The 12,959-nt window shown below is 70.2% G+C and carries 16 protein-coding genes; 9 read left to right on the forward strand and 7 right to left on the reverse strand.

Annotated features, from left to right (window positions below; all coding sequences use genetic code 11):
- Positions 1-12 precede the first annotated feature (12 nt).
- The 6 genes from CLV54_RS13945 to CLV54_RS13970 form a co-directional block, all read right to left on the reverse strand.
- The gene (locus CLV54_RS13945; RefSeq protein WP_100345608.1) at positions 13-498 is read right to left on the reverse strand and encodes a DUF6153 family protein; all 486 of its coding nucleotides are present in this window, start codon (positions 496-498) and stop codon (positions 13-15) included.
- A gap of 94 nt (positions 499-592) precedes the next feature.
- Positions 593-1,210, reverse strand: a complete 618-nt coding sequence (locus tag CLV54_RS13950) for a hypothetical protein (protein WP_100345609.1) — start codon at positions 1,208-1,210, stop codon at positions 593-595.
- A 31-nt stretch (positions 1,211-1,241) separates the two neighbouring features.
- Positions 1,242-1,523 carry a YHS domain-containing protein gene (locus CLV54_RS13955; RefSeq protein WP_100345610.1) on the reverse strand — a complete coding sequence of 94 codons (282 nt, stop codon included), beginning with the start codon at positions 1,521-1,523 and terminating at the stop codon, positions 1,242-1,244.
- Between the two features lie 26 nt (positions 1,524-1,549).
- Positions 1,550-3,838: a heavy metal translocating P-type ATPase gene (locus tag CLV54_RS13960; protein ID WP_100345611.1), complete on the reverse strand. Its 2,289-nt coding sequence runs from the start codon at positions 3,836-3,838 to the stop codon at positions 1,550-1,552.
- Complete coding sequence (locus CLV54_RS13965; protein WP_100345612.1) at positions 3,835-4,191, reverse strand: heavy-metal-associated domain-containing protein; 357 nt, start codon at positions 4,189-4,191, stop codon at positions 3,835-3,837. The genes CLV54_RS13960 and CLV54_RS13965 overlap by 4 nt, the downstream gene beginning before the upstream one ends.
- A 50-nt stretch (positions 4,192-4,241) precedes the next feature.
- Entirely contained in the window at positions 4,242-4,526 is a 285-nt protein-coding gene (locus CLV54_RS13970; RefSeq protein WP_045246014.1) for a metal-sensitive transcriptional regulator, read from the reverse strand.
- A gap of 93 nt (positions 4,527-4,619) precedes the next feature.
- On the opposite strand from CLV54_RS13970, the gene CLV54_RS13975 reads away from it, so the two are divergent.
- The 3 genes from CLV54_RS13975 to CLV54_RS13985 all read left to right on the forward strand — a co-directional run bounded on the left by CLV54_RS13975 (position 4,620) and on the right by CLV54_RS13985 (position 6,195).
- Positions 4,620-5,141 carry an AAA family ATPase gene (locus CLV54_RS13975; RefSeq protein ID WP_245861743.1) on the forward strand — a complete coding sequence of 174 codons (522 nt, stop codon included), beginning with the start codon at positions 4,620-4,622 and terminating at the stop codon, positions 5,139-5,141.
- 161 nt (positions 5,142-5,302) lie between these two features.
- On the forward strand, positions 5,303-5,707 hold the full coding sequence (locus CLV54_RS13980; RefSeq protein WP_100345613.1) for a four-helix bundle copper-binding protein: 405 nt from the start codon (positions 5,303-5,305) through the stop codon (positions 5,705-5,707).
- Positions 5,704-6,195 carry a DUF305 domain-containing protein gene (locus CLV54_RS13985; RefSeq protein ID WP_245861744.1) on the forward strand — a complete coding sequence of 164 codons (492 nt, stop codon included), beginning with the start codon at positions 5,704-5,706 and terminating at the stop codon, positions 6,193-6,195. Before CLV54_RS13980 ends, CLV54_RS13985 begins: the two co-directional genes overlap by 4 nt.
- Here CLV54_RS13985 and CLV54_RS13990 read toward each other — a convergent pair.
- On the reverse strand, positions 6,192-7,343 hold the full coding sequence (locus CLV54_RS13990) for an acetate kinase (protein WP_100345614.1): 1,152 nt from the start codon (positions 7,341-7,343) through the stop codon (positions 6,192-6,194). The two genes, CLV54_RS13985 and CLV54_RS13990, sit on opposite strands and share 4 nt — an antisense overlap.
- A gap of 210 nt (positions 7,344-7,553) precedes the next feature.
- Between CLV54_RS13990 and CLV54_RS13995 the strand changes: the two genes are divergently transcribed.
- From CLV54_RS13995 to CLV54_RS14020, 6 genes are all read left to right on the forward strand, one after another.
- Positions 7,554-7,997 carry a DUF6153 family protein gene (locus CLV54_RS13995; protein WP_100345615.1) on the forward strand — a complete coding sequence of 148 codons (444 nt, stop codon included), beginning with the start codon at positions 7,554-7,556 and terminating at the stop codon, positions 7,995-7,997.
- A gap of 380 nt (positions 7,998-8,377) precedes the next feature.
- Complete coding sequence (locus tag CLV54_RS14000) at positions 8,378-9,181, forward strand: M23 family metallopeptidase (protein WP_100345616.1); 804 nt, start codon at positions 8,378-8,380, stop codon at positions 9,179-9,181.
- A complete protein-coding gene (lgt, locus tag CLV54_RS14005) occupies positions 9,181-10,068 on the forward strand; it encodes a prolipoprotein diacylglyceryl transferase (protein WP_100345902.1) in 888 nt (295 codons plus the stop codon). Before CLV54_RS14000 ends, lgt begins: the two co-directional genes overlap by 1 nt.
- The gene (gene resB, locus CLV54_RS14010; protein ID WP_100345617.1) at positions 10,052-11,689 is read left to right on the forward strand and encodes a cytochrome c biogenesis protein ResB; all 1,638 of its coding nucleotides are present in this window, start codon (positions 10,052-10,054) and stop codon (positions 11,687-11,689) included. Before lgt ends, resB begins: the two co-directional genes overlap by 17 nt.
- Positions 11,673-12,638, forward strand: coding sequence for a c-type cytochrome biogenesis protein CcsB (ccsB, locus tag CLV54_RS14015; protein WP_100345618.1), 966 nt, complete (start codon positions 11,673-11,675; stop codon positions 12,636-12,638). The genes resB and ccsB overlap by 17 nt, the downstream gene beginning before the upstream one ends.
- Positions 12,639-12,664: 26 nt before the next feature.
- Complete coding sequence (locus CLV54_RS14020; protein ID WP_100345619.1) at positions 12,665-12,934, forward strand: hypothetical protein; 270 nt, start codon at positions 12,665-12,667, stop codon at positions 12,932-12,934.
- Positions 12,935-12,959 lie beyond the last annotated feature (25 nt).

Below are 12,959 nucleotides of genomic sequence, written 5' to 3' on the forward strand. Positions count from 1 at the left end.
GCAGGCCGGGAATCAGGTTCGACTGATCGACAGGACGAGGAGGGAGGGTGGTCGCGGATGCGGCAGCGCCGCCAGCACGGTGCGCCCGTGCAAGCGCAGCAGCGCCAGCGCGACGCCGAGCCGCGCCAGGAGCACTGGGGCGAGCAGCACGATGGCGGCGGCCAGCAACGCGAGCACGCACACCATCATCAGCATCGAATGATCCGGCACCCCGCCCGAGGCCCCGCAATCCCCTGAGCAATGGTCGGCGGTGGCGCCAGTCCCCATCACGGCCGCACCATCGAGGGTGCTCGCCGGGTGAGTGGTGGACCCCATGTCGGAGCCGGGGGCATAGGAAGCCCCGACACCCTCGCTGGCAGCTACGCCAGCGGCGTCGTGCCCGAACGTGAGCGTGCCGGCGAGGGTATGCATCGCCAGAAGGCCGGCGATCAGCAGAAGCGCGGTCGCGAACGTCATCAGCAGTCGCCGCAGTCCCGATGGGGACTGCACAACGCGCATGCGGTTCACGGCAGAACTCCTTCCCGCTCCCAGACTACCGCGGCGCGCTCCGAGCGCACTGGCGCGGGCCCGCCCGCCAGACTGCGCGCCATCACTACCGGTCCGCGTCTCGGCGGGAAGCGCCGGTCGCGGCCCGGTGGGCCTTCTCCCGCAGTGCCAGCAGGGCGAGGGTGTCGTCCTTGATCTGAGTGCGGCCGAGCATTCCCCAGTGCGCGCTGAGGTGGTCTTCGAGGTAGCGCAACACCTGAGTGAACGGGACGGTGTGCCACGGCATCCCCGAGCCGGGCGGGGAGGTGGGGTTGCCGAACACGATCGTGCGGATCGTGTGCCCTTCCGGGGCCACCGTCCGTCCCGTCTCCAGTAGCTCGGCGACCAGCCGGGCGGCATCGTCAGGTGCACAGCACCCGAACCGGGTGAACGCGGCTTCCAGCACCGCCGGGTCATGCATCGCCGGATTGGGGTGCGGGCGGCCTTCCTTGACCTCGCCGACGATCATGTCCGCCCCGCCCCCGGCGCCCAGGGCCGGGTCGAGCGGTGCGTCGGCTGTCCCGGACGCTCCCGGTGACCGGTGCAGGCGCACGGCGAGGATGTCGAGGTCGGTGATGGTGCGCGGCCCGGCGGGCCCGGTGGCGTCCAGCACCGGGTATTCGGCGACGGTGAAGTAGCCGTTGACCCGCAGATAGGCCTGCACCAGCCCGACCGCCGTGTCCACGTCGCGCGCCGTCCTTCTTCAGTGGCGCGGGTCAGGCGGCGTGCGTGTAGCGCGCGGGGTCGGCGTCGAACAGCGGCCCGCACTCGGTGCAGCAGAACCAGTACCGGGTGCCCTGGTAGTCGCGGAACAGGCCGCGCTGCTCGGCCCAGGCCGGGTCGACCTGGTTGCCGGGCATCACCGGACAGGTCACCAGGTTCGTCGCTCCGGCCGGCGGCTCATGGTGGTGATGCTCGTCGTGAGCGCCGTGGTCATGCGAGCCGTGGTCGTGGTGATCGTGCGACCCGTGCTCGTGGTCGGTGTGGTCGTGGGTCATGGTGTGCTCCTTCTGATGCGGGCGGTTCAGACGCGAACCGGGGCGGATTCCCGGGCCACCGGCGCGGCGGCGGGTGTCGGGGTGGGGAGGGGACGGAAGCGGCGCAGGCGGAGGCTGTTGGTGACGACGAAGACGCTGCTGAACGCCATCGCAGCTCCCGCGAGGATGGGGTTGAGGAGGGCGAGCATCGCGACCGGGAGGGCGGCGACGTTGTACGCGAACGCCCAGAACAGGTTCCCCTTGATCGTGCCCAGGGTGCGGCGGGCCAGCCGGATCGCGTCCGGGACCAGCACGAGGTCGCCGGAGACGATGGTCAGGTCCGCGGCGGTGATGGCCGCGTCGGTGCCGGTGCCCATCGCAATGCCAAGATCGGCGGCGGCGAGTGCGGCGGCGTCGTTGACGCCGTCGCCGACCATCGCGACCACCCGGCCCGCGGTCTGCAGATCGCGGATGGTGTCGAGCTTGCCCTGCGGAGTGACCCCCGCTCGCACATCCCGGATGCCGACCTGGTCGGCGATCGCCCGGGCGGCACCGGGGTTGTCGCCGGTGAGCAGGATCGGGGTCAAACCGAGCTCCCGGAGCCGTGCGACCGCCTCACGGCTGGTGGGTTTGATGGTGTCGGCGACGCTGATCGCCCCGCGCACCTGCCCGTCCCACGCCACCACCGTCACCGTCGCCCCCGCCGCCTCGTCCGCCGTGATGGTGTCGACAAGGTCGGCGGGGATGGGGAGGGACCATTGGGTGGTGATCCAGGAGGCGCGGCCGGCGGCGACCAGGCGGCCGTCGACGATGCCCTGCACGCCCTGCCCGGCCTCGGCTTGGAACGATTCCACTGCCGCGAGCGGGCTGCTGGCTGCTGCGGTGATGGCGCGGCCGATGGGGTGTTCGGAGCCGTGCTCGAGCGCGGCGGCGATCTGCACCAGTTCCGTCTGGTCGGTGCCGGGAGTCGGATGCGTAGCGGTGACGGTCATGGTGCCGGCGGTGATGGTGCCGGTCTTGTCCAGCACGACCGTGTCGATGCGGCGGGTCTGCTCCAGCACCTGGGGTCCGCGGATGAGGATGCCCAGCTGCGCGCCACGACCGGTGCCGACCAGCAGCGCGGTCGGGGTCGCCAGCCCGAGCGCGCACGGGCACGCGATGATCAGCGTCGTCACCGCGGCGGTGAACGCGACCTCCGGGGAAGCGCCGACCACCAGCCACACCGTGAACGCGACGATCGCGAGGGCGATGACGATCGGGACGAAGATCGCGGAGACACGGTCGGCGAGGCGCTGCACCTGCGCCTTCCCGGTCTGCGCCTCCTCCACCAGCCTGGCCATCCGGGCCAGCTCCGTGTCCGCGCCGACCCGGGTGAGCTCCACCAGCAGCCGGCCCCCGGTGTTCACCGTGGCGCCGACCACCTTCGAGCCGGGGGCGACCTCGACGGGGACGGACTCGCCGGTTAGCATCGACTCGTCCACCGCGGAGACACCTTCGGTGACGACACCGTCGGCGGGGATCTTCTCCCCGGGTCGCACCACCACGATGTCGCCGGGGATCAGCTGGGCGACGGGGACGCGCTGTTCGCTACCTGCGCGGAGGACGACGGCGTCTTTCGCGCCGAGCTCCAGTAGGGCGCGCAGGGCTTCCCCGGATTGCCGCTTGGCGCGGGTCTCCAGGTAGCGGCCGAGGAGGATGAACACCGTCACCAGGGCGGCGACCTCAAGGTACACCTCGTGACCGCCGGCCTGCGGGGTGCCGACGAAGGTGACGCTCATCCGCATCCCTGGCATGCCGGCACCGCCGAAGAACAGCGCATACAGCGACCAGCCGAACGCGGCCAGCACCCCGACACTGATCAGGGTGTCCATCGTCGCCGCCCCGTGGCGGGCGTTGATCGCCGCGGCGCGGTGGAACGGCCACGCCCCCCACACCACCACCGGCGCCGCCAGGGTCAGGGTCAGCCACTGCCAGTAGGTGAACTGCAGCGCCGGGATCATCGACAACACCGCCACCGGCACCGCCAGGACCGTCGAGACGATCAGCCGCTGCCGCAACGACACCAACTCCGCATCCCGCGGCGCTGTGGCCTGTTCGTCAATGGCCTCGGTGGCCGGTGGGGCGGGGACGGATGCCCCGTACCCGGCCTGCTCGACCGCCGCGATCAGCTCCTCCACCGGCACCGCGGACTCGGCGTGCACGCGGGCCTTCTCCGTGGCGAAGTTGACCGTCGCCGCCACCCCGGGCAGCTTGTTCAGCTTCCGCTCCACCCGCGTCGCGCACGACGCGCAGGTCATCCCGGTGATGTCGAGATCCACATCCGTGGTCGTGGTCATGAGGCTGAGGCGAGGCTGTAGCCGGCCTCCTCCACCGCCGCCCGCACCCGCTCCGCATCCACCGGCGCGGCGCCGGACACCGTCACCGTGGACACGCCGCCGGCGTGCAGGTCGACGGCGACATTGGAGACGCCGTCGATCGCGGAGACCTCTTCGGTGACGCTGCGTACGCAGTGCGAGCAGGTCATCCCCTCCACCAGGAACTGCGCCGACACGGTGTCACCCGCCGCCGTCTGCTGCACCGGCGTGCCGGTGTCGGTGGCTGCCGTGCTGTGGGAGGTGGGGCTGCAACAGGCGCACCCGCCCCCGCTGGTCGCCTGCAGGCCGAGGTCCTGGAATCCCTGTCCGGTCATGATGTGCTCCCTTCAAGAGCCTTGCGTGAATGTGAGTGGGGGGAGATGTCTTAGGAGCGCACGAGGCGGGCGATCGCGGCGTTGGCCTCACGGAGCTTCTCCTCCGCGACCGGTCCGCCCTCTGCGGTCGCCTGCGCGACGCAGTGCCCGAGGTGGTCTTCCAGCAGTGTCAGCGCGACCGACTCCAGCGCCTTGGTCACCGCGGACACCTGGGTGAGGATGTCGATGCAGTACACGTCCTCATCGACCATCCGCGCGATCCCGCGCACCTGTCCTTCCGCGCGTCGCAGCCGCGCCAGCAGCGCCTGCTTGTCGTCGACATATCCGTGTGCCATTCCGACCACCTCCGATCCCGATGCTATACCCGCTGGGGGTATAAGGTGCTTTCGCGGTCGGATATTCCCGACCGCACAGACAGGAGGGCGAACGTGACCAACTGGTACGTGATCACGGGTGGGCCGAGCTCAGGGAAGACCACCACCGTGAATCTGTTGCGCGACCGCGGCTACACGACGACGATCGAGCACGCCCGCCACTACCTTGACCTGCAGCGCATCGCCGGTCGCACCGTCGAGGAGGTCCGCGCCAAGCAGCGCGAGTTCCAGCGCGGCGTGCTGGACATGCAGCTCGCCGAGGAAGCCGCCCTCGATCCCGCCACGACGGTGTTTCTGGACCGGGCCATCCCGGACTCGCTGGCCTACTACCGCTTCCTGGAGCTCGAACCCGACCCGATCCTGGTGGCCGCGCTCGAGCAGGTGGACTACCGCACGACGTTCATCTTGGACCTGCTGCCGCTGGCGCCGGACTACGCGCGCACCGAGGACACCGCCGCCCAGCAGCGGATCCATCACCTGCTCACCGAGGTATACGCGGCGCTGCCGTTCCCGATCGTGCACGTCCCAGTACTCGGGGCGCAGGAGCGGGTCGACTTCATCCTCGACCGGCTCTAAGCGCCGGTCGCCACTCCCGGGCGGCTACTGCCCGGGTGTGGGAGGCAGGACTCCTCATAACATACCCCCCTAGCGTATGCAAGCCGGTCGCCGACCGCTGCCGCCCGGCCTACGGTTCTTCGCAACCGGCCCGATACGGGCCGACGAGAAGGAGGACTGAGATGACCATCGCAGATCAGATGCTCCGGACCCACCCGAAGGATCTGGGAGACCTCGATCAGGCGGCACTGCTGGCCTGCATTCAGGCCTGCATCGAGTGCGCCCAGGCGTGTAGCGCGTGCGCCGACGCCTGTTTGAGCGAGGACATGATCGCCGACCTCACCAAGTGTGTGAGGACCAACCTCGACTGCGCGGACCTGTGCGAGACAACCGGTCGCATCCTGTCGCGGCGCACCGGCTACGACGCGAACGTCACGCGGGCCACCCTGGAAGCCTGCCGCACCGCGTGCGCGGCCTGCGCCGACGAATGCGAACAGCACGCCGGCATGCACGAGCACTGCCGGGTGTGCGAGGAAGCCTGCCGGAGGTGCGAGCAGGCCTGCGAGAAGCTGCTCGGCCTGCTGTGAGCGACCACACCCCGCACGAACGGGCCTCGCACGCCGGCGGCGCGAAGAGCTACCTCCGCCTGCTCATCGCCCTGGCCCTGAGCCTGGTGGTGATGTACTTCTTCACGTTCGCACTGATCAACGTCGTCGGCGATCTCTACCTGAACATCAGCAACCTCTACATGGCCCTGATGATGGTGTTCCCGATGGGCATCATCATGATCGCGATCATGTGGCGCATGTTCCCAAACAAGCCGCTCAATATCGGGCTCATCATCGCATTCGCCCTGCTCACGGTCGGCGCGTTCTTCATGGGAAGGGCCGCAACGTTCGTGGGAAATCAGCAGTTCCTGGACTCAATGATCCCCCACCACTCCCGAGCCATCCTGCTTTGCGAACAGTCGAACATCACCGACCCGGAAATCAAAGACCTCTGCGGCGGGATCGTCGAGTCCCAGCAACAAGAAATCGATCAGATGAAGGACATCCTGCAGCGGCTCGGGAACTAAACGGGCCCTGCTAGATCAGCGTCGGGCCGAGTCACCGCGGCGAGAGACTGCCGGGCGATCTCGAACTCCTCGTTTGTGGGCACGACCAGGACGGCGGTCGAGGAGCGGGGGTCGGAGACCGTCCGCGGCTCCCGCCCCGCCGGCGCGCGGTTGCGCTCGTCGTCGAGGCAAATCCCGAGACGCTCCATGCCGGAGACGGCGGCGGCGCGAGTCGCCGGGGCATTCTCGCCCACACCGCCGGTGAACACGATCGCGTCGGCGCCGCCGAGCTGGCCGAGGTAGGCGCCGAGGTAGTGCCGCAGCCGGTGGTGGTAGACCTCCAGCGCCGCGGTCGCGGCGGGATCGCCGGCGACCGCGGCAGCGTGGATGTCGCGCATGTCCTCGGTGCCGGCCAACGCGCGCAAGCCGCTCTCGCGGGTCAGCAGCTCCTCGAGCTCGTCCCAGCCGTGGCCCGCTCGGCCGAGGGCGATGAGCACTCCGGGATCGACGTCGCCGGCGCGGGTGCCCATGACGAGTCCTGCCAGGGGCGTCATGCCCATCGAGGTGTCCACGGACCGTCCGCCGGCGATCGCGCAGGCGGAGGCGCCGTTGCCCAGATGGAAGACGATCAGCCGCAGCTCCGACAGCGGCCGCCCCAGCAGCTCGGCCGCGCGGACGGAGACGTACTGGTAGGAGATGCCGTGGAACCCGTACCGGCGGATCCGATGCTGCTGGACGAGCTCCGGCGGCAGCGCGTAGACGGTGGCTGCCGGCGGCAGGGTGCGGTGGAACGCAGTATCGAACACCGCGACGTTCGGGATGCCGGGGAACACGGCACGGGCGGCGCGGATGCCCGCGAGATTGAGCGGGTTGTGCAGCGGCGCCAAGACGGCGAGCTCGTCGATCTGCTGCTCCACCTCGTCGGTGATCAGCGTCGCGGAGTCGAACCGGCTGCCGCCGTGCACCACACGGTGGCCGATGATCGCGACGGGTTCGTCGCGCAGCTTCGCAAGCAGATCTCGGATCACGGCGTCGTGCGCCGCCGGCTCGCCGCGATCCGTGTCGAGCCGTTCCACGAGGCCGCCCCGGATCGACGAGCCCGACTGCCCGTCGACCAGCTGCCACTTGACCGAGGAGGAGCCCGCGTTCAGCACCAACACGACGGTCATCCGCAGCTCCCCAGGTGCCTCATCGTCATCGTCCTCGGATTCTACGGGGGCGCGCACCCCACGCCTTGCGCCCTTCGACCAGTCCAACCTGGCCGCCGCCCCGGCCCCGGATCGCTTGATCGGCTCGGGGCTGGGTGCCACCGCGGGGATTCCGTCGCGTGAGGGCTGTACCCGGAGGGGGTACTGTTGGGGTTGGAAAGGCGGACAGGAATGCGAGGAATCCGGGCGGCGCTGCAGCCAGCCGGCGCCACACGTCGCATCGCCTTGCTCGGCTTCGGTGTGGCCATCGCCGTGATCGCCGGCATCCTTGCCATGCATTCGTTGAGCCTGGAGGACAATCAGACCGGCTCCGTCACACCGGCCGTGTCGGTCGTGTCAGCCCAGGCGGAGCCCGTCGCGGCGACCGCGCCAGTGTCGTCATCCGATTCGGAGGGATGCGACACCATCGTCTGCACGCCCGGCCATGCGCTGGGCGCGATCGCCTGCGTCCTGGCCCTGCTGCTGACACTGTCGCTCCTGATCCTGGTGGATCGGTCCCGTTGGGACGAGCTCCTTGCGCTGCTTCGGCGTCACCTGTCGGTGATGCCGACGCCGCGGGGTCTTGCGTTGCGGGCTGCTCCTTCCCTCGTCACCCTGTCGATCAGTCGCACCTGATCCACGACGTCGCGCCGCGAATGGTGCGCGCGAGAGCTCGGTGCGTGTTGGTTCACTGATTTCGCCGGAGTACGCGCCCGGCTGAACCGCCGCCGGCTGCACTAGGGCGTCGCCGCGAGTGGGTGGCTGCGCGAACCGTTCACGCACAGCCCTGCCTCTCCGACCTCGCCGCCCGCGGCCGGCGCACCCCCGGCACCGCGATCCGTTACCTGCCCCCGAGCATCGGGACGCCGTCGCCGACGCCGCGGCGGCCACGCCCCCGATCTACGACCCGTGAAGGATCTGATGTTCCGTTCTATGCCCTTCGTCCTCACCGCATTGGTGCTGCTCGCGGTACTCGCTGGTGCTGCGATCCTGTACTTCGCATTGGCGGTCCTCGCATGATCGCGGATACCGCCGAGCACGACATAGCGCCAACCCGTCGCCGCATTCGTGAGCGCGCCGCCGCAGCGCAGCAGGCGGCGCACGCGGCGCGACGACAGTCGCGCGCAAGGTGGCTACGCCGTCGCGCGGTGGCTCTCGTGGCGATGGCCGCGGTGCCCGCGCTTGCCGTCCCGCTGTCGTTCCCGTCGCCGTCCCCGGCCGTGGCTCTCGCTGCCCAGCAGCCGGAGACGGTGAGCTCACAGCCGCAGTCGCTCACAGTCGGCGACCGCGTCGCGCCGGTGGTGCTGGACCGCGACGGCTTCTCCGCTAGCGTGCCGCTGCCCGATGGCGCGGAACCGTATGCGTTCACTGCGGCCACCTTCGTGAACGATCCCGCCTCGCCGGTGCAGTGGCCGTTCACCACCGGGGTCCCGGTCAGTAGCCCGTTCGGCTATCGCATCCCGCCGTGCTCGTCGTGCTCGAGCTACCACAACGGGGTCGATCTGACCCCGGGGATGGGCACCTCGATCCAGGCGATGGCGGATGGAGTCGTGACGGTCGCGACCGACGAGGGCGGCAGTTACGGCACCTATGTGGTGATCCAGCACGAGATCGACGGGCAGCTGGTCGAGAGCCTCTACGCACACCTGATCGAGGGCTCGATCGCGCTTGAGGTGGGGGAGCGGGTTCGGGTCGGGCAGCTGGTGGGTTTGGTGGGTAACACGGGCCTGAGCACAGGGGCGCATCTGCACTTCGAGGTGCGGCCCGACGGCGAACCGGTCGATCCGTTCGTCTGGCTGCCGCCGAGGGTACGGTCGTGATGCCGCTCGACGTGCTGCCGGCCCTGATTCCGAGCCCGGACATCAGCTACATCCAGCTCGGGCCGCTGCGAATCCACTTCTACGCCGTGTTCATCCTCACCGGCATCGTGCTCGCCGTCGTCATCGCGGCGCGGCGGCTGCAGCGCGCGGGGCATCCGCGTGGCGCGGTGCTGGATGTGGCGATGTGGGCGGTGCCGCTGGGCATCGTCGGCGCCCGCATCTATCATGTGCTCACCCATCCGGGCGATTACTTCTATCCGGGCGCGGACCTGCTGCGGGTGCTCTACCTGTGGGAGGGCGGCCTGGCGATCTTCGGGGCCGTGCTCCTCGGCCTGGTCGGGATCATCATCGGCACCCGCCGGGCCGGGATCCCGCTGCTGCTGTTCCTGGATGCGCTAGCCCCCGGCATGCTCGTCGCGCAGGCCGTCGGGCGGCTGGGCAACTACTTCAACCAGGAGCTGTTCGGTCCGCCCACCACGCTGCCGTGGGGGCTGCAGATCGACCCGGGCAGCCCCGCGATCCCGCCCGGCACCCCGGAGGGCACGCTGTTCCAGCCGCTGTTCCTGTACGAGCTGCTGTGGAATCTGCTCGGCGCCGCGGTGATCCTCATCGTCGAGCGCATCCGCCGCCTCGACGGGCACCCCGCAGCGGGGACCGGGCTGAGCCTGGGCCTCTACCTGCTGTGGTACGGGTTCGGGCGGGCCTTCCTGGAGTGGATCCGGCTGGACCCGACCGAGCTGCTGGCCGGCGGGATCAAGGCGAACATCGTCACCGCGGTGATCGCGGCCGTGCTCGGCGTCGGCGTCATCGTCTACGCCCAGTGGCGCACCCGACGGGCCGCGGCCGTACCGGCCGGAAACGAGGCGGTGCATGCCGACGCCGAGTAGCACACCCGAGACGGACACCACCTTGCCGGGCGACCATATCGACCGCGCGGGAGAGTCCCCGAGCGGCCCGCGCCTGGGCGTGGTCGGCTGGTTGCGGTGGGGGTGGCGGCAGCTGACCTCGATGCGCACCGCGCTGATCTTGCTGTTGCTGCTGGCTCTGGCGGCGATCCCGGGGTCGTTGATCCCACAGCGGTCCTCCGATCCCAACGGGGTCATCCAGTTCGACCGGAACAACCCCGGCTGGGCCTGGGCGGTGCAGCTGCTGCAGCTGCATGACGTGTTCGGGTCCGTATGGTTCTCCGCCGTCTACCTGCTGCTGTTCGCCTCCCTCGTGGGGTGTCTCATCCCGCGCATCCGCCACCACGCCCAGGCTCTGCTGGCACAGCCGCCGGCGACACCCCGCAACCTCCAGCGCCTGCCGGCGCACGACCGTCGCCGCGTGGACGGCCCGCCGGAAGATGTGCTGCGCGCCGCGGAGAAGGAGCTGCGCCGCCAGCACTACCGGCTCCGCAGGCTCGACGCGGGCGGGGAGTGTTCGATCGCCGCCGAACGCGGCTACCTGCGCGAGACCGGGAACCTGCTGTTCCACCTCGCCCTGCTCGCGGTGCTCGTCGTCCTTGCGGTCGGCACCGGCTACCGCTTCACCGGGCAGCGCATCCTCGTCGAGGGGCAGACCTTCGCCAGCACGCGGATCGCATACGACTCCTTCACCCCTGGCCGATTCGTGACCGACGCGCAGATCCCGCAGTTCACCCTCACCCTGGACCGGTTCCGCGTCGACTACGTCGAGGACAATCTCAACGCGCTGGGCATGCCGCGCGACTTCGACGCCCAGGTCACCGTCACCGCAGACGGCACGCAGCAGTCCTCGAGCATCCGGGTGAACGAGCCGCTGTCGGTAGCCGGCACCGACATCTACCTGCTCGGCAACGGCTACGCCCCGACCCTCACCGTCCGCAACCCGGCCGGCGACGTCGTCTTCAGCGACTCGATCCCGTTCCTCCCGCAAGACGCCAACCTCACCAGCCTCGGCGTCGTGAAGGTCCCTGACGGGCTGGCGAAGCAGGTCGGGATGATCGCCCTGTTCTACCCGACCCGCGCGATCGCGCCCGGAGGCGCCTCCTACTCCAGCTACCCCGACCTGCTCGACCCGGTCGTCACCCTGGACGTGTATGTCGGCAACCTGGGACTGGACAGCGGTGTTCCCGTGTCGGTCTACTCGCTCGACACCTCCGCGATGACCCAGGTCGCCGGCCGCGGCACCGCGACCCCGGCCCTCGAGCTCACGCCCGGCACCACCGCCCCGCTGCCGGACGGGCTGGGCACGATCGAGCTCACCAACATCCCGCGATTCGCGTCGCTGGACATCGCCCACGACCCGACCCAGGCGCCCACCCTGATCGCCGCGTCCGCCGCGGTCGCCGGCCTGGCCCTCTCGCTGTTCGTGCCCCGGCGGCGCATCTGGGTGCGCGTCGCCGCCCGCGGCGACCAGACGCAGCTCGAGGTCGCCGCGCTCGCCCGCGGCGACGACCCCCGCCTGCAGTCCACTGTCGACGCCCTCGCCGCCCGCCTTGAAACCGCGCCCCGACCACCCGGAGGATCCGATGACCCCGTTCCTTGACGCCCTGTCCCTGCTGCTGGTGTACTCGGCGATCGCCGTCTACGCGGCCGGCTTCATCGCCTACACCCTCGACCTCGCCCGACGCACCGCCCCGCGCCCCACGTCGGCGCCGGCCAAGGAACGGGTCCTCGCCGGGCCAGCCACGATGCCTCCTGCACCGCCCGGGGCCACGGAGCCCACGACGGAGCCGGCACCCGGCAGGTCGAAAGCGATCCGGGTCGGCTACGCGCTGACCGTGCTCGGCTGGGTGCTCCACGTCGCGGCCACGGTGCTGCGCGGCATCGCCGCCGAACGGGTGCCCTGGGCCAACATGTTCGAGTTCTCCCTGACCGGCACGGCGCTGATCATCGGCACCTTCCTGGCCGTGTCCATCCGGGGTCGCCTCGCGTTCCTGGGGACCGCGGTCCTCGGACTGACCGTGCTGCTGCTGGGCGTGGCGACGGTGAGCTTCTACGTGCCCGTGGTGCCGCTGATGCCCGCACTGCAGTCCGGGTGGCTGGTGATCCACGTCCTGGTCGCGCTGCTGGCCACCGCGTTCTTCGGCCTGGCGTTCCTGGTCAGCATCACCTATCTGCTCAAGTCCCGCCGCCATCCCGAGCAGACGACTCGGCTGCAGCGTCTCCTGGAGGCCACCCCGTCGGCCGAGGACCTCGACCGCCTCGCCTACCGGCTGACCATCGTCGGCTTCATCCTGTGGACCTTCACCCTCATCGCCGGCGCGATCTGGGCCGGGCGCGCCTGGGGCCGGTTCTGGGGGTGGGACGTGAAAGAGGTCTGGACCTTCATCATCTGGGTCCTCTACGCCGCCTACCTCCACGCGATGGCCACCCGCGGCTGGCACGGCCGCCGCGCCGCCGGGCTGTGCATCACCGGCTTCGCCGCCGTGCTGTTCAACTTCGGCGTCGTCAACGTCTTCTTCACCGGCCTGCACTCCTACTCCGGCCTCTGACCACACTCCCGAAAGGACCGCACCCCATGACAAGAAAGACCACCCCGCGCCCGAACAAGCCCGACGACTTCGAGGCCCGCTGGCGCAAGCACCGCCTCCTCGTCCGCCTCGGCCAGGTCCTGATCGGCGCCGGCGCGCTCGTCGCGATCATCCACTGGCTCGCCCACCTCGAAGCGTTCGGACCCGGCCAACCACCCGGCTGGCTCGACCTCGCCGCCGGCTACCCGACCGGGCTCGTCCTCGTCATCGCCGGCGCCATCCTCGCCGGGCGCAAGCGCCCCACCGCCAAGTCCTAGACCACCGGCTCACCACCGCTGCCTG

Source organism: Compostimonas suwonensis (genome assembly GCF_002797855.1).
Lineage (GTDB): Bacteria > Actinomycetota > Actinomycetes > Actinomycetales > Microbacteriaceae > Compostimonas > Compostimonas suwonensis.